Source organism: Mesorhizobium sp. 10J20-29 (assembly GCF_054130485.1).
The window spans coordinates 2,591,006-2,606,306 of sequence record NZ_CP199156.1 but is presented as its reverse complement, the minus strand read 5'-3'; the positions used below and the strand labels follow the sequence as shown (position 1 = coordinate 2,606,306).

At 64.5% G+C, this 15,301-nt stretch carries 17 protein-coding genes and 1 tRNA gene; 5 read left to right on the top strand and 13 right to left on the bottom strand.

Translation table 11 applies throughout. The features are described from left to right. The first annotated feature begins 57 nt into the window (after positions 1-57). Together ACT2BZ_RS12465 and ACT2BZ_RS12460 are read left to right on the top strand one after the other, a co-directional pair. Positions 58-405 carry a DUF952 domain-containing protein gene (locus ACT2BZ_RS12465; protein WP_457935476.1) on the top strand — a complete coding sequence of 116 codons (348 nt, stop codon included), beginning with the start codon at positions 58-60 and terminating at the stop codon, positions 403-405. After that, entirely contained in the window at positions 405-1,496 is a 1,092-nt protein-coding gene (locus ACT2BZ_RS12460; protein ID WP_457941289.1) for a quinone-dependent dihydroorotate dehydrogenase, read from the top strand. The genes ACT2BZ_RS12465 and ACT2BZ_RS12460 overlap by 1 nt, the downstream gene beginning before the upstream one ends. Here the strand turns inward: ACT2BZ_RS12460 and ACT2BZ_RS12455 are convergent. From ACT2BZ_RS12455 to ACT2BZ_RS12415, 9 genes are all read right to left on the bottom strand, one after another. Continuing rightward, the gene (locus ACT2BZ_RS12455; RefSeq protein WP_457941288.1) at positions 1,493-2,752 is read right to left on the bottom strand and encodes an MATE family efflux transporter; all 1,260 of its coding nucleotides are present in this window, start codon (positions 2,750-2,752) and stop codon (positions 1,493-1,495) included. The two genes, ACT2BZ_RS12460 and ACT2BZ_RS12455, sit on opposite strands and share 4 nt — an antisense overlap. A gap of 122 nt (positions 2,753-2,874) precedes the next feature. Then, a complete protein-coding gene (locus tag ACT2BZ_RS12450) occupies positions 2,875-3,144 on the bottom strand; it encodes a DUF6460 domain-containing protein (protein WP_457935475.1) in 270 nt (89 codons plus the stop codon). A gap of 86 nt (positions 3,145-3,230) precedes the next feature. Next, on the bottom strand, positions 3,231-4,691 hold the full coding sequence (locus ACT2BZ_RS12445; RefSeq protein WP_457935474.1) for a nucleotidyltransferase family protein: 1,461 nt from the start codon (positions 4,689-4,691) through the stop codon (positions 3,231-3,233). Continuing rightward, entirely contained in the window at positions 4,691-5,392 is a 702-nt protein-coding gene (locus tag ACT2BZ_RS12440) for a glycosyltransferase family 2 protein (protein WP_457935473.1), read from the bottom strand. Before ACT2BZ_RS12440 ends, ACT2BZ_RS12445 begins: the two co-directional genes overlap by 1 nt. Beyond that, the gene (locus tag ACT2BZ_RS12435; RefSeq protein ID WP_457935472.1) at positions 5,389-6,135 is read right to left on the bottom strand and encodes a glycosyltransferase family 2 protein; all 747 of its coding nucleotides are present in this window, start codon (positions 6,133-6,135) and stop codon (positions 5,389-5,391) included. The genes ACT2BZ_RS12440 and ACT2BZ_RS12435 overlap by 4 nt, the downstream gene beginning before the upstream one ends. Positions 6,136-6,142: 7 nt before the next feature. After that, positions 6,143-7,252: a serine kinase gene (locus ACT2BZ_RS12430; RefSeq protein ID WP_457935471.1), complete on the bottom strand. Its 1,110-nt coding sequence runs from the start codon at positions 7,250-7,252 to the stop codon at positions 6,143-6,145. Then, the gene (locus ACT2BZ_RS12425) at positions 7,225-7,650 is read right to left on the bottom strand and encodes a PqqD family protein (RefSeq protein ID WP_457935470.1); all 426 of its coding nucleotides are present in this window, start codon (positions 7,648-7,650) and stop codon (positions 7,225-7,227) included. The genes ACT2BZ_RS12430 and ACT2BZ_RS12425 overlap by 28 nt, the downstream gene beginning before the upstream one ends. Before the next feature lie 270 nt (positions 7,651-7,920). Further along, positions 7,921-8,241, bottom strand: a complete 321-nt coding sequence (locus ACT2BZ_RS12420; protein WP_457935469.1) for a c-type cytochrome — start codon at positions 8,239-8,241, stop codon at positions 7,921-7,923. Next, a complete protein-coding gene (locus ACT2BZ_RS12415) occupies positions 8,238-8,645 on the bottom strand; it encodes a baeRF12 domain-containing protein (protein ID WP_457935468.1) in 408 nt (135 codons plus the stop codon). Before ACT2BZ_RS12415 ends, ACT2BZ_RS12420 begins: the two co-directional genes overlap by 4 nt. Before the next feature lie 158 nt (positions 8,646-8,803). Between ACT2BZ_RS12415 and ACT2BZ_RS12410 the strand changes: the two genes are divergently transcribed. Next, on the top strand, positions 8,804-10,090 hold the full coding sequence (locus ACT2BZ_RS12410; RefSeq protein WP_457935467.1) for a mechanosensitive ion channel family protein: 1,287 nt from the start codon (positions 8,804-8,806) through the stop codon (positions 10,088-10,090). A 13-nt stretch (positions 10,091-10,103) separates the two neighbouring features. Here ACT2BZ_RS12410 and ACT2BZ_RS12405 read toward each other — a convergent pair whose 3' ends face one another. After that, positions 10,104-11,264, bottom strand: a complete 1,161-nt coding sequence (locus ACT2BZ_RS12405) for a sugar-transfer associated ATP-grasp domain-containing protein (RefSeq protein WP_457935466.1) — start codon at positions 11,262-11,264, stop codon at positions 10,104-10,106. Positions 11,265-11,450: 186 nt separating this feature from the next. Then, entirely contained in the window at positions 11,451-12,272 is an 822-nt protein-coding gene (locus ACT2BZ_RS12400; protein WP_457935465.1) for a hypothetical protein, read from the bottom strand. A 164-nt stretch (positions 12,273-12,436) separates the two neighbouring features. Here ACT2BZ_RS12400 and ACT2BZ_RS12395 point away from each other — a divergent pair, with 164 nt between their 5' ends. Both ACT2BZ_RS12395 and ACT2BZ_RS12390 read left to right on the top strand, forming a co-directional pair. Further along, positions 12,437-13,345: a glycosyltransferase family 25 protein gene (locus ACT2BZ_RS12395; protein ID WP_457935464.1), complete on the top strand. Its 909-nt coding sequence runs from the start codon at positions 12,437-12,439 to the stop codon at positions 13,343-13,345. Between the two features lie 119 nt (positions 13,346-13,464). Continuing rightward, positions 13,465-13,538, top strand: a tRNA-Gly gene (locus ACT2BZ_RS12390). 72 nt (positions 13,539-13,610) lie between these two features. On the opposite strand, the gene ACT2BZ_RS12385 is transcribed toward ACT2BZ_RS12390, so the two are convergent. Together ACT2BZ_RS12385 and ACT2BZ_RS12380 are read right to left on the bottom strand one after the other, a co-directional pair. After that, on the bottom strand, positions 13,611-14,639 hold the full coding sequence (locus tag ACT2BZ_RS12385; RefSeq protein WP_457935463.1) for a tyrosine-type recombinase/integrase: 1,029 nt from the start codon (positions 14,637-14,639) through the stop codon (positions 13,611-13,613). Continuing rightward, entirely contained in the window at positions 14,626-14,913 is a 288-nt protein-coding gene (locus ACT2BZ_RS12380; protein ID WP_457935462.1) for an XRE family transcriptional regulator, read from the bottom strand. The genes ACT2BZ_RS12385 and ACT2BZ_RS12380 overlap by 14 nt, the downstream gene beginning before the upstream one ends. Positions 14,914-15,301 lie beyond the last annotated feature (388 nt).

The following is a 15,301-nucleotide window of genomic DNA, read 5'->3' as shown; positions in this document are numbered from 1 at the left end:
GGGAATTCGCGTCAGCTTCGGCTTTGCGGCGGCGCGGTTTGAGCCTATAGGGCGCGCATGTCCAAGACCATTTTCAAGATCTGTCCCGAGGCGCTGTGGCGCGAGGCCGAAAAGCGCGGATCCTTCAACGGCGCGCCCATAGACCTCGCCGACGGCTTCATCCATTTCTCGACCGCCGACCAGGTGCGAGAGACCGCTGCCAAGCATTTTGCCGGCCAGAGCGGGTTGCTGCTCGTGGCGATCGACGAAAGCCGGCTCGGCGGAGCGCTGAAATACGAGGTCTCTCGCGGCGGCGCGCTGTTTCCGCATCTCTACGCGCCGCTCGACCTGTCGGCGGTTTCCTGGGTCAAACCCTTGCCGATCGGCTCCGATGGTGCGCACTCCTTTCCGGATCTCACCTCATGATGCTCGGCCTGCTCGAGCGGCTCGGGCGCAAGGCGCTGTTCCAGTTCGACCCGGAGACCGCACATGGTCTGTCGATCGCAGCACTGAAGTCCGGCCTGCCGGTCGCACTGTCGCCACGCCTCGACCCGCTGCTCAAGCTCTCGGTCGCAGGTCTCGACTTCGACAACCCGCTCGGCATGGCCGCCGGTTACGACAAGAACGCCGAGGTGCCCGACGCGCTTTTGAGGCTGGGATTCGGCTTCGCCGAGGTCGGCACGGTGACCCCACTTCCACAGGCCGGGAACCCGAAGCCGCGCATCTTCCGGCTGGTCGAGGACGGGGCGGTCATCAACCGGCTGGGCTTCAACAATGAGGGGCACGCGGCAGCAGAGGCCCGGCTGCAGGCACGGAAAGTCCGGGCCGGCATTGTCGGCGTCAACATCGGCGCCAACAAGGACAGCGCCGACCGGGTGCGCGACTACGAACTTGGCGTCGAACGCTTCGCACCGCTCGCCGCCTACCTGACGATCAACATCTCCTCGCCAAACACCGCAGGCCTGCGCGACATGCAGGCACGGGCGAGCCTCGCCGAACTGCTGGCGCGCGTATCGGCCGCGCGCGATGCGGCGATTGCCTCCGCCGGGCGCAAGGTGCCGCTGTTCCTGAAGATCGCGCCGGACCTCGCGCAATCCGATCTTGAGGACATCGCCGCCGAGGTGAAGGCGCATGCAATCGACGGCGTGATCGTCTCCAACACGACGATCGCGCGGCCGGCTCTTGCATCACGCGACCATGCCGGCGAGACGGGCGGGCTGTCCGGCAGGCCGCTGTTCGAGCGTTCGACCATCGCGCTGGCGCGGATGCGCAAGCTGCTCGGGCCGAAAGTCGCGCTGATCGGCGTCGGCGGCATCGACAGCGGCGAGACGGCGCTGGAAAAAATCCGCGCCGGCGCCGACCTGGTGCAGCTCTATACCGGCATGGTCTATGCCGGTCCTGCCCTGCCGGGGCGGATCCTCGGCGAGATGTCGCGGCTCGCCAAGGCACAGAAGCTGAAGTCGATCGCCGAGTTGCGCGACGCCAGCGTCGACGACTGGGCGGCGAAGGACTTCTAGAAGGCCGTCCTGAGTTTTGCTGGCAGCATGGCGAGCAGGCTGAAGCCGCGCACGATCAGGAAGAGATGCAGCGACATCCACAGGCCGTGATTGCCGAAGAGCGGCGTCAGGGTAAGCAGCGCCGCCACGAAGGCCAGCAAGGACAGCAGCATCATGTTGCGCATGTCCCTCGACCAGGTTGCGCCGATGAAGACACCGTCCATCTGGAAGGCGAGCACGCCGCTGACCGCGGTGAAGGCCGCCCAGGGCAGATAGGCTGCTGCGGCGGAGCGGACGTCCTCGGCGGTGGTGACAAGCGCGATCAGATGCTCGCCGAAGAAGAGCAGCAGAACGGTCGCGATGCCCGCCAGGGCAAATCCCCAGAGCGAGGAGAGATAGACGGTGCGGCGGAATGCCGTCTCGTTGCGGGCACCGAGCGAGCGTCCGGCAAGCTGTTCGGCCGCGGTGGCGAAGCCGTCGAGGAAGAAGGCGGCGACCAGGAAGAAGTTCATCAGCACGCCATTGGCGGCAAGCGTCAGCGTGCCGAACTGCGCGCCCTGGCGGGTGAACAGCGCGAAGGCGGCAAGCAGCGAGAAGGAGCGGATCATGATGTCGCGGTTGAGCGAGATCATGCGCAGGAAGGCGGGTCGGTCCAGGAGCCGCGCCCGCTCCAGCCGGGGCGCGCCGGCAAAGCGGCGCAGCAGCACCGCCATGCCGAACAGCACGGCGATGAGCTCGCCGCCGACCGTGCCCCAGGCGACGCCAGCGACGCCCCAGCCGAGCTTCAGGCCGAGCAGGATGGAGAGTGCGATGTTGCTGAGGTTGAGCACCATCTGGAGGAGCAGCGCGAGCGCGCCCTCGCCGCGGCCGAGCACGTAGCCGAGGATGGCGTAGTTGATGAGCAGGAAAGGCGCTCCGTAGAGCCGGATGTTGACATAGGTGCTCATCGCCTCGTTGACGCGCGGCTCGGCACCCATGAACCACTTGCCGCCAATGACAATCAGCGGCGCCAGCGCCGCCAGCACCACGCCGGCGACAACCGCGATGGCGAAGGCGCGCCAGAAGACGGCCTGTTCCTCGGCGGCATCGCTGCGCCCGAAGGCCTGGGCGACGAGCCCGGTGGTGCCCGAACGCACGAAGTTGAAACTTGTGAAGACGACGTCGAAGACGACGGCGCCGGCCGCGAGCCCGCCGAGCAGCGCGGCGTCGCCGAACTGGCCGACAACGGCCGTATCGACGAGGCCGAGCAGCGGCGTTGTCAGGTAGGCCAGCGTCATGGGAATGGCGATGGCGAGCACAGCACGGTGCGTCACCGAGAAGGGCGCGACCGCCGCCTGTTGGGGCGTGTGGCCTTGCACGGCACCCGTCACGAGGTTCTCCCGCTCATTGTGAACGCGGCCTAACGGCGGAAGCTGAACAGCCTGAGGATGATGAATGCCGGGACGACGATGGCAGCACCCAGCAGGAAGTAGCCGAAGAAGCGTTCCAGCGCTGAAAAGCCCATGTTCCAGATGTCAAAGAAGAACTCGCGGATGCCCGCGAGCACGTCGAAGGGCGACCAATCGAAGGCGCTCATGACGACGCCGACCAGGAAGGAGATGACGACCAGCTTCAGAAAGACCCGAAGCGGCGTATCGCCAAGAAAGCGCGCCATTGCCGACAATGTCATTCTCCAGCCTGTGAACCGTCGCCCCGAGATACGCATTCGGCCGCTTGCATTCAAGCAAGCAGTTGCCCGGACGGCCAGGGAGGCTGTCAGGCGCCCTTGCGCGCCTTGATGCTGACGATCTGGAAAGGCGTGGCGCCGTAGCGTGCCAGCATCTCATCCGGGGCGCCGGCGTTGAAGCGACGGGACGGAACCGCGTTGAGCGTCGGAGCGCCCTCGCCTTCGGCAAGCGAGAGGGGAAAGCGGAAGCGGAGCAGGCGCGCGCGCGCGCTGCGGCCGAGCACCAGCGTTCTCAGCCGGACGTGGTGGCGGGTCAGCGAGTTTACCTCGAAATCGATGCGGCGCATGGCCGGCGGCAGGTCGAGCGCCAGTGTCAGGTCGATGGAGCCATCCCAGGCCTCGCCATCGCCCCGGTCGGGCAACTCCAGGACCTTCTGCAGCGTGCGGACGGCCGTCTCGGTCGGCGCCCTGCCGATAACCGGCCTGGACAGCACGACCCGTCTGCGCGCCGAGGAGCGGCGATGCGTGCGCCACAGCCGACCCTGCTTGGCGACGGCACGCAGCAGCCAGGCCAAGCCGAGGGTTCTCGCCTTGGGGCGCGTTTCCGCGGCGGCGGCCAGGAGGCCGAACGGATGGCTGTAGGCGGAGCGCTCGAACTTCCGCTGCAGCTCGGCAGGTACCTCACGGTCCAGCCTGTCGCTGACATAGCCGAGCGCGATGGCGGCTGCGGCCTGAAGGCGGCGGCGGGAGACCACTTCTTCGAGCATGCTCCAGTCAACGCCGCGGTCGATGCTTGCGGCGATATCGGCCAGCCAGTCGCTCGACTTGTGAGCGTCGAGCGCGCCATGCGCCATGGAGATGGTGACCGCATCGGTCGGCGACGGAGCGCGCACGGAAGCATAGCCGACTGTGCCTGCCAGCGAGCGCCGCCAGATCGCGGCATCGTCCTCTGCAAGTTCATAAGGCGGATGAAATGGCGTGCGGTGAAGATCGAGATTGCCGAAGCGGCCGTGCACAAGGTTTATGCCGACGGCGTCGGAAAGCCGGCTTGCGTGATAGACGATCGAGCCCGAACCGGCGGGACGCCAGCCATCGTCCGTGAGTATCTCGTAGGCACGGGCGAGGTCGTCGGGGCGGACCACGACGTCGACATCGTTCAGCATGCGGCCGCGCGCGCCCGCGTCGCCTGTCGCCGCGCGCATGGCGCCCTTTATGACGAGCATTTCGACGCCAGCGGCCTGCAGCGCGCGCATGCCGGCGGAGGCCTCGCCGATGGCAAGCTGGCTGCGCGACCAGTTGGCGCGCTCGATGCCCTCGATGCGGGGCCGCATGGGACTATCGGGGGCAAGCGTGGCGAGGCGCCTCGCCGCCAGCCCGATCAGGCGCATTTCGCCTGCGGTTAGCTGGTCGAAGTCGGCGGCGGCCTCGAAGGCGCGCCACGACTCGGCGGCAAGCGCATCGTCCGGCAGGGTCGCGGCGCGCAGCAGCCTGTCGATCTGCGGCGTCGGCCATGCCGCACGGAAAATCGCACCGGAGCGGTGGCGGGGCATCAGCTATCTTGTCCGGAACCGGATTGCCTGGCGCGCTGGCGCCGCCGCTCCAGGGCGTTGTGCGCTGCAATCAGGTAGCCGCGACTGCGCTCGGCGTCGAGATTGCTCGACAGGCTGCCCGGGCGAATGCGGCGCATGGCGAGGATTTCCTCCAGCATGACATGGCGGTGGCCGATTTCGCGGCTGCGCGCCAGCCAGTCGACCAGTTCACCGAGGCGCCCCGGCGGATCAACAAGATCGCCCACTTCCTGCGCAGCGCCGGTCCGGAAGAACATCGTGGTGCGCGTCCAGAGACGGGTGACCCTGCCGTCTCCCGCCGGGTCCGGTTGGCTTCCATCCCTGAACAGGCGGCCGAGCGTGAACACGGCGGCGAGGCCTTGGTCGTCGCGCAGGATGGCAAGCTGGCGCTCGGCCTTGCCGGGCAGCCAGATGTCGTCAGCGTCGAGCGTGGCGAAGAAGGGCGTGTCCACCGTCTTCAACCCGGCCGTGGTCGCGGCGCCGGGGCCCTGGTTGATCTGGCGGATGACGGTAACCTTGCCGGAGCTTGCGGCGGCCAGCGCGGCTGTCTCGTCGGTCGAGCCGTCATCGACGACGACGACGGCTTCGGGCGGTACGCTCTGGCCGAGGATCGAGTCGATTGCCTCGCCGATGGTGGCGGCTGCGTTATAGGCCGGGATCACCACCACATAGGACGTCGTCATTCGCCGAATCCCTCTTCGATCTGGTCGCGGCGCAGGAACAGTTCCGAGAACACCTTGGGAATTCCGCTCTTGCCGCCGAGTCGGTTGCGGGCGGCCCATTTCATGCTGGCCAGCATGAATTCGCGCTGCATCTCCTCGACGTTGAGGGTCACGTTGGCGTCGTGGCGCCGGTAATAGCCGGCAATGCCTTCGTCGAGGACCAGATTGTAGCCCTTCTCTACGACACGCAGGATGAAATCGGTATCGCAGCCCTGACGGAACTTCTCGTCGAACTGCCCGACCGCGGCGATGACTGAGGGGCGGTACATGGCTGACTGGAGATAGGGGCCGCGGATGACCTTGGTGGGGCTGGCGGGGTCGGGCCTCATGCCCGTTTCATCGGCGACCGAGAACATCTCCATCAGCCCGTAGAGCACGTCGATGGCAGGGTCTCCGGCGAGGATGGCGCGCTGGCGCGCCAGCCGGCCCGGATAGGAAATGTCGTCGGAATCCAGAAAGGCGACGAAGCGGCAGTCCGGCCGGATGCTGGCGACGCCGGTGTTGCGCGCCGCGGCGATGCCCTTGCGCGGATTGGCAAGCAGTCTGACCTCGGGAAACTCCGCTGCGATTGCCGCCACGATGTCGCGCGTGTCGTCGGTCGATCCGTCGTCGACGACGATCACGTCGAGGTCTATGCCGTCGCGCTCGGCGAGTAGCGAGCGCACGGCGACGTCGACGAAGCGGCCGGCATTGAAGGCAGGCATGATGACGCTAACGGAAATGACCGGCCTCCTGGGAAAGCAGGGATGCGATTGTATCGGCGATCTCGCGCGGATCTTCCGACAGGTGAAGGCGGTAGGCTGGAAGGCGCTTTGCGATGCTGCCGAAAAAGCGGAACCCTTCCTCGGCATCGCCGGGAAGCTGGAAGACCGCCGAGGGCACGAGGGCGAGCGCAGCTTCGCGGGTGCCGACGGGCTCGATGCGGGTGCGCTCGAGCCGGGCGACATGCGGCAGCAGGATGGCCCGGATCTCCAGCTTGTCGGCGATGCAGCCCGGCGCCAGGCCCGCCGGGTCGAACTCGATCTTGCCGTGCCAGTTCAACCGGGAATCGGGAATGGCTTCGAGCCGCACGCCGGCGCCACGAAGTCCGGGCGGGTCCTGCTTGAACTGGCGGAAGACCGGGTAGGCAGTGACCTGATTGCCCTGCACGACCGCGACGTAGTCGTCGCCGACGCTCGCCAGGCCGTTCATCACGCCGGCAAGCGTGGTGCCGGACTTGCCCGAGCCGCTGGCGCCGACAATAAGTGCCCCGCGGCCGTCGAACCCCAGGGTCGCGGCATGGGTGAGGCGCATGCCTGCTTGCGCGTAGGCCCAGTGCAGGAACAGGCGGAGCGGCGAGGCCTTCTCCCATGGCGGCATGGCCAGACCAGACGGCAGGGACTGGACCCCGAAGGCCTCGGCCGGATCGTAGAACTGCCAAGACGGCGCGTCGTGGTGGTAGAAGCCACGCCTGCCGGCAGCGGCCAGGATCTGGCTAAACTCGCGCGACGAAAAGCCGGCATGTTCGTCCCATCCGGCTGGGTGATCCCAGCCATCCGCACCGGCGTCCAGGGCGAACACCTCTGCCCTATGCGGCGACGCCGCGGTGCGGTCCTGTTGCAGGAGCATCGCGGCGCAGAGATCGGCGAGTTCGGGGCTGGCGAACCAGACTGCAAGGTCGAGCCCTGGCATGGCAAAGCTTCGCCGCTGCAGGCGCTCGCGCGGATAATGCCTGGCTGCCTCAAGCAGCCGGCCGGCATAGGCGGCAAGGCCATCCTGCGAAACGGTGGCGGGTGAAAGCCGCTGCTCGGCGGTCACCGGTCGGGACGTGGCGCCGGCCATCCCGCCTGCTCGTCAACGTCATGGATAGGATCGGCAAAAATCAGTTCGGCGAGATCGTCGAAGACCTCTATCTGGGCTGCCTCGCCGGACCAGTCGGCGGCGAGAGGCCCGGTGGGCGTGGCAGAGCCCTCGCGCGGCCTTATCAATCCGAGTTCGAGCACGCGATCAAGGAACTGCGCCGCGCTGTCGCGCAAGCCCGGCTGGCTAGCGGCAATGCTGCCCAGAATGGCCTGAGGCGTGTGGCCATCAAGCAGCGCGGCCCAGATCGGAGACGCCACGCCGCCAAGGCTGAAATAGTGCCCGTCGGACAGGTTCAGGATCACGACCTGACCGTTGAAATCCTCGGCAACGATGTCCGGGTCGTTAATCGCATAGACGTCGGTCACTCTGATGGACATAGAATCTCCATCGAAAAAGCCTTGCATTACCTAAGGGAGGGGCAGTGCTCTTATAGACTATCCGGGCCTTGTGCTTCAAGCGCGGGCGGACGACGGAGAAATGCTGTGGTTAAAGCAGGAGGGCCGTAACCGGCGGCTTGCCCACAGTCGGAAAAGATTTTCCTGGTTTTGGCTGGCACGAAGCCATCGCCGGAGGCCGGCAGCGTGCCGAATCAAAAAGTCCTGCAGAGGTGATGAACGCGATGCCACTCCTCCGCGACAACTTGCAGGTCAGTTGCCGGATAGGCTGGAAATATAGGCGATGATGCCGGCAATCTGGACCGGCGTGGCCTCGAACTCAGGCATGTCGGGATGGCCGGTGAAAATGCCTTCTGCCAGAGCCTCCTCCAGGTTCTGCAGAGGATATTTTTCGTGCAGCGTACGGAAGGCCGGTGCATCCGGGTGGGGACTCTTGTCGGCGACGCCGATGGCGTGGCAGGCGGCGCACCGGGCCTCGATCAGGGCCTTGCCCGCCTCGATGTCGCCATTGTCCTGCGCCGCCGCGGGGAGCGCTGCCGAGAGGACGGTCAGTACGGCGAGCAGCCTTTTCATGATGCCTTGACCAGCGCGGCCTTGATCGATTCCACGGACTGGCCCGTCAAATCCTTGGCGATCTCGCCAACAAGGGCGGAGGCGACAGCCGGGTGGAAGTGCTTGCGCATTTCGCCGAGCGTCCGCGGATCTGCGATGACGACAAGCTGGCCGACCTCACCGGCGATGACCTGGCGGTTGAGATAGCTGGCGACGGACGCTGCATGGTCGTCCTCGGCGAGACGGCTCCTGTCGGGATTGGCGCCGGTGCTTCTGTGGCGCATGCCCGAGCCCTCGTTGCGAATCTCTATCGACGCGTCGGGCATGGCTTCGAGTGCGATCTGCGGTTCTGCCGCCTTGTTGCGGAAGAGCCGCAGCGACTGTCCGTCCGCGACGGCGATGACGGTGTCGTTGGGAATGATCATGAGAAGCCTGCCTCGTCCTGCTGTTGTACCATCGGCCCTGATTGTCGCTGAACGCGCGGCCGGTCCTGCAAAATCGCAGGTCGCGGCACGCGCGGCATTGACGCAAGTCAATACCACCGGCGCATTGCCCGCGACGGCCGGCTGTATAGAGTGGATCAATGGATATCGAGCGCATCGCAGGCGACGTAGCAGGCTGGGTCGAACAGCAGATCGTCGAGCTGTCGCAGCCCTGGTCGCTCTACCAGCTCGCCATGATCGCGGTGCTGTTCCTTGCCGCCAAGCTGCTGGCGGGCCGGGTGGAGGGACGGCTCGAGGAACGCGCCCGACGAATCAAAGGGCACCAGGGGTTGCTGCGGGTGGTGGTCGCGCTGATGCGGCGCACCAAGTGGATCGTCTTCGTCGGCCTGCTGTTCGTCACGCTGACCATCCTGCGTGCCACGACCTGGCCGAGCCGGAGTTATTTGATCAGCATTGCCCTGTCGCTGGCGCTGGCCTGGCTGACGGTCTCGGTACTGTCGCGCGTCATCCGCAACCGGCTGGTCGCGCGGGTGATCAGCGTGCTTGCATGGACATACGCGGCACTGGTCATCCTCGGGCTGAACGACGAGGTGGCGGCATTTCTCGACGGGCTCGCGGTGCAACTCGGCGACATCCGCCTGACCGTCCTGATGGCGATCAAGGCCTTCCTGCTGCTCAGCGGCACGATCTGGCTGGCGATCGTTTCGGGCAACTATTTCGACGAGCGGCTGCAGCAGTCGGAAGAACTGACGCCGTCGATCCGCGTGCTGATAGGCAAGATCGTCAAGATTGGCCTCGTCATCTTCGCCGGTGCGGCCGCGCTGTCCATGGTCGGCGTCGACCTGACCGCGCTGACCGTGTTGTCGGGCGCCATCGGCGTCGGCCTCGGCTTTGGCCTCCAGAAGGTGGTGTCGAACTTCATCTCGGGCGTCATCATCCTGCTCGACAAGTCGATCAAGCCTGGCGACACGATCACGCTTGGCGAGACCTTCGGCTGGATCCGCGAACTGCGCGCGCGCTTCGTGTCGGTGGTGACCCGCGATGGCCGTGAATACCTCATCCCCAACGAGGACTTCATCACCCAGCAGGTGATCAACTGGTCGTTCAGCGACGACCATGTGCGGCTCGATATCCATTTCGGCGTCTCCTACGATTCCGACCCGCATCTGGTGAGCAAGATCGCGATCAAGGCCGCCATGGGCGTTGCCCGAGTCGACGCCGACCGCAAGCCGGTCTGCTGGTTGACGGCTTTCGGCGATTCCTCGCTCGACTTCGTGCTGCGCTTCTGGATCCACGACCCGCAACAGGGGCTGACCAATGTGCGCGGCAAGGTTCTGCTGGCGCTGTGGGACACCTTCAAGGAGCATGGCGTGAAAATCCCCTATCCGCACCGCGAGGTTATCATGCGCAGGGAGGCAGGGGATTGAAGGTGGCCTGTCGCTAGGATGGGCGGCGGCGCCTTGCTCCGGCTGATGTCCGGCTCTCCCTGACGGCGTGCAGAATCTCCTCGGTGAGATCGCCGAACAGCGGCGAACCGTGCACGAGCTGGTAGGAATCGCAGCCGCCGCGGAAATTCACCTCGAGAAAGATCGGCTCGCCATCGGGCGCAATCGCGATGTCCCACGAGACGATGTCGAAGTGGTAGATCTGCCGATGCAGGTCGCGCGCGAAGGCGCAGGCACGGGCGTGACCCGGGACCTCGAGCCGGCTGGCGAAGCTGAAGCCGGTGGTCGGATGTTGTGCAAAGACGTTGCCGTGGATGTCGAAGGCCCGCTGGGCCAGCCGGCCGTCCGGCCCGATGCCGCAGGCGATACCGCCGGTGCCAAGATTGTCATTGATGCGGCCGCCGACGCCGAAGCGCGCAATCGTCATCAGCACGCGAATTTCCTCACGCCAGCGCAGCGTCACGACCCTGATGGTGTTGACGGAGGCGGGATGGACGCCGGCCATATCGGCATGCTGGACGATCATCTCCTGGACGAGGAAGTCGTCGCCGTAGAGCCGCTCGATATCCTCGAGGGAGCATCCCTGGCCACCGACGCGAAGAGCGCCGCCGGCGACCTCCAGCAGGCGGATGCCGACGCCGTTGTCGGTACGGCTGCCCTTGACGATGAAACGCCGACCCTCGAATTCAGCGAGGTGTGCCGCGGCATCGCGGCGCGACAGCGGCGCCGAGCCGACGTAGTAGGTCCGGTGCATGCGCTTGAGGATCGTGACGGGCGTCCGGTCCGCCTGCAGGAGTACGTCGCTGAGATTCTTGTCCAGATAGGCGGGCCTGAGTGCGTTCTCGTTGAAGAAGGGCAGGATGTCGTCGACCCAGACCTGTCCCGGAATGAAGCGGACATCATCGTTGCCGGTGCCATCGGCGAAAGCGAGATGCCAGAGCGGGGTGATCTCGAGGCCGAAATGCAGCCGCCAATAGCGTGCCACGTCTGCGCGGTAGGCGTCGTAACGCGGATCGGCCATGAGCCGGCGCGCCTTCAGCAGCATCGGACTGTTGCGGATTTGGCGGCGCACCCGCCGCGCCCGCCGCAGCCGGGCCTTGAGGGCGGCGAGCGCGGAACCCGGGCCGAAAAACCGTGTCGCAAACTCGCCTGACATGCCCAACCTTGCACCACCCGTTCCTGCGCATCGCCGGCACCCGGTCCGGGGCGGGTTGCAGGGGAATGTCTGGCACAGATTTTCCCGCGGTGCGACCACAGCCTTATGAGCCGCGGCGGGCATGGCATCTGGCGCGCCGGAACGACGAGATGGCGGCTTGTCGCTAAGCCAAGCCCACGGAGTTTGCTAGTTCCTTCCCTTGATCCTGCGCCATATCTCCCCGACCAGCGAACGCGGGAAGGGAAAACGACTGTAGACCGTTTCTGCATCGAGCCACTGGTTGTCGGCCATGTCGCGCCTGGCTTGGGCAAAGAATTCGGCGCAGACATCGAAGCCGAAATGCGTGGACAATGTCTCCAGATCGCTCAGGTAGTGCGGGTCGCTGTAGCGCGGCTTGTGCGCGAGCAAGGCGCCGAAGTCATGGGTATCGTCGACATCGTTGCACAGCTTCAGCAGCAGCATCTCCTTGTTCTGGCTCTCATCGGCTCCATTGTCCACCAGCTTCCGGGCGATCGAAACATTGAAGGGGTATTGCGAGAAGGCGAAGACAAGCTTCTCGACCCCACCTCCCGTGCGCTCGCGAAGCCAGCTGCGATGTGCATCGCTGTTTCCGCGCGTACCGTCGGGAAACCGTCCATGCTTGTAAGCGGCGTGGAGGAACGCGGTTCGGACCAGATCGAGGCTCGCGCCCTGTGCCAGGGCCGCACTGGCCGTTCCCACGGCGTGACAGAGGAACGGTCTTCCAGTCGACCTGATCTTGCTGCCAAAGAGCATGCAGGCTGTCTCGTTGTCCCTCTGCAGGATGGCCAGGTCCTGCCGTGAGTGTCCGGCCGCTCGCAACTGCTGATAGAGCTGCAGATTTGTCTGTGCGAGAGTCGGCGACAACCTGATTCTCCGATTGCAATGGTTCTCCGCAGGCCTGAAGCCCTGTCTATCGCAGGGGTGGGCCGCAAGCAAATTTTGCATCATGAGCGGAGCGGCGAGAAGAACTGCATCCGCGTTGTGCATTCGTCGGGCCGGGCAAAAGGCACAACCGGCACCGCCCTCGGGCGCCTTCCCGATTGACCCTGATCAATGCCTTTGCGCAAGCAGCGCGTCTATCTGGAAAGGATGACCGTCATTCGTCCCCAGCCAATCGCCCTTTTTGAACTGGATTCGAGACCTTTTGCGAGATGATTTGCTACCTGATCAATCTTGAGCGAACGCCCGAACGCCTCGCTCACTTCATGGCGCAGGTCGAAGGTCACGACTTGGAAGTCGCCAGGGTGGAAGCCGTGGATGGCTTGGCACTTTCGGCAGCGGAAAACCGGCAATGGCAGGAGCGGTCCACGGTGTGGTCGCCCCTTTCGAGTGCCGAAATTGGCTGTTTCCTCAGCCACCGCGAGGCATGGTCAATGGTGGTGGAGCGCGGCGAACCCTGGGCGTTCATCGCAGAAGACGACATTCATCTTTCGGACGATTTCAGCGACTTCTTAAACAATGCGGACTGGCTGCCGGCAGATGCGGCTCTGGTGAAAGCGGAGACGTCTTTTGCACGGATCGAGATGTCCAAGAAAGGATGTCGGAAAGCCCGCATGCACCGGATGTGCCGGCTAGCGTCAGACCATACGGGGTCAGGCGGGTATTTCGTTTCCCGGACAGGCGCAGAGGTTCTCCTGCGGTTGGCCGATACCGTCTGCGAACCGGTGGACCGGTTTCTGTTTTCGCCGGACCTTCCCGCTGCCCAGGCCCTTCGGCCGTATCAGCTCGACCCTGCGCTCTGCACACAGGACTGCTACTTGACCGCGCAGGGACTGGGACTGGGATTGAAGGGAAACATCCCGTGGGGTGGCGACGGGCCGGCAACCGCGACACGCGAGCCCAAACGCACTGGGACTGCAAAATTACGCCATGAAGTCCTTCGGCCGTTCCTCCAGTTGGCTGCCCTGAGGAGACGGTTGTGCCGAGGTGCGTTCCGCAAGTCCATCACCAAAGCTGTGCGCATCCGGATCGGCGGAAAACTGCTATCTGGAAAACGCCGTTCTACCGGCCTGGTGGCGCGTTGCCGCTCCCTGATCATGATCACAAACACTGCCGTGTAGAGGCCAAAAATCCTGTCCGGGCGGGCCGTTACCGGCGATTTCCTGGCAGGGATCGCGCGTTGCCCGACCACCGCTTTGCGATTGCAGGCGGCGGGCGGGGCATGGTATCGAGAGCTCGTGCGGGTATGATGTAATGGTAGCTTGTCAGCTTCCCAAGCTGAACGCGCGGGTTCGATTCCCGCTACCCGCTCCAGCTTGTCCTATAAGCGTTTGCGGATATCTGACGCTGGCTCTCTGAGCGACGTTTTACAGTGCGTTTTACAGGCTACGTTCTCGATCCGGTCTCGTTAAGTCGCCTGATGTGCTCCAGGACCAATGCCTGCCTGCCCACGTAGCGTCGAATGATGCGGGAGACGCCCTCTTCTTCCCAACCCAAGATCTCGGCGATTTCTCGCTCCGGGATCCCGGCATTGTAGAATCTCGTGGCGGCCGTGCCGCGGAGATCGTGAAAGTGAAGCTTGGTGCCGTCAGGCCACGCGCGCTTCTTCGCCTCGACCACGCGGTCGCCAAGTGACCCTGGCGCCCACGGACGCCCCTTGCTGTTGGTCAAGATCACAGTTGAGCGGCGTGGAATTCGCGCAAGCACATCACGGAGGTCCTGATAGATCGGGATCACGGCCTCGCGACGGCGCTCTCTACTCTTGCCCGTTGTGATGATGATTGCATGCTCGCCGACGTGTGACCAGGACAGGCGAGTGAGGTCACTGGCGCGCAACCCCGTGCATGCAGCAAGATCGATGCCAAGGCCAACCTCCGGCGAGGAGAAAGCTTTCACTCTTGCGATATCGTCGTCCGTCCAGATGATCTCGGAGCGGTTTGCGGAATAGATCTGCTTGATGCCCTCGCAAGGGTTCGAGGCAATCCTGCAAAGAGGATCAACAGCGAAAGAGCAGACCCGAGAAAGCACCTGCATGCCGAAATCGGCAGTCCGCGGCGTTGCAGCGTATCGGTTGCGCCACTTGACGATCAGCGGCCTTATCTTCTCCGGGCGACCGAACTGCGCAATGCGCAACTCGCCAAAGTGCTCAGCAATGCGATCAAGCCATGGGCCCCACTGTCGCCTGGTCGAGTCAGCAAGCTTCTTATAGTCGCCGCTCGCCCTATAGAGGGCAACGAGCGACGAAAAGCGATTGTCATCACTAGATATGCGACTCGCGGCAGCTTCGTTGTAGCTGGCCACGAATTCAGGTGTGCCCGGTTCACCGGCGAGGCGTGGGCCGCCGCGCCAAGCATACCAGTAAGTTCGGCCCTTTGATTTGACTTTGTGTATACCTTTCAGTTCAAGCGCGACCATGCTTTGCCTCAAACTCAGCCAGCTCTCGGTCGAGCTCGTCATCCGGCGGTCGAGAACTGAAACACTCGGACATTGCGTCGATCGCACGGTCGAGAGCGTGCAAGTCCCAGCGTTTGACACCTGGCATTGGCAACGGCTTGGGCATTAGTCCGACACGCACGAACTCGTCGAATTTGCCTATGCTGAGGCTGACGTAGCTTGCGGCTTCTTTGCGATTGAAAACCCTACGCTTCGAAATGGGAAGAGCATGGATGAGTGCGGCATTGACTAGCATGCGAAATTCCTTTCGCTGCCTATTATATCAAGATTTTCAGCGCTTGCGTCGCATTAGGAATCATCATGCAATTTTGACCTCTCGCGAAGGGGCGGGCAGTCAGTGCCTTCGGAGGTCAGCGCTCTATCCAGCTGAGCTACGGGTGCTGGCCGGGAACCGAAGCGGCTCCGGGCGCGGGAGCCTGACGGCCGCCGCGACCTGGCTGTCATAGCCGAAGAGACATGGCGCATCAACGGCTAATATGGAGGCTGCGCTGTCCTCCTCAGGCAGAGGTCAGAGGTTCGAATCCTGATTGGTGCGAGTGGCGGGGATGTGCCGGGTCAATTGACTGGAACAGAGGTTGCCTGCCTGACGTTCTCTAGCCCCGCTAGACTCCGGTGCCGACAAT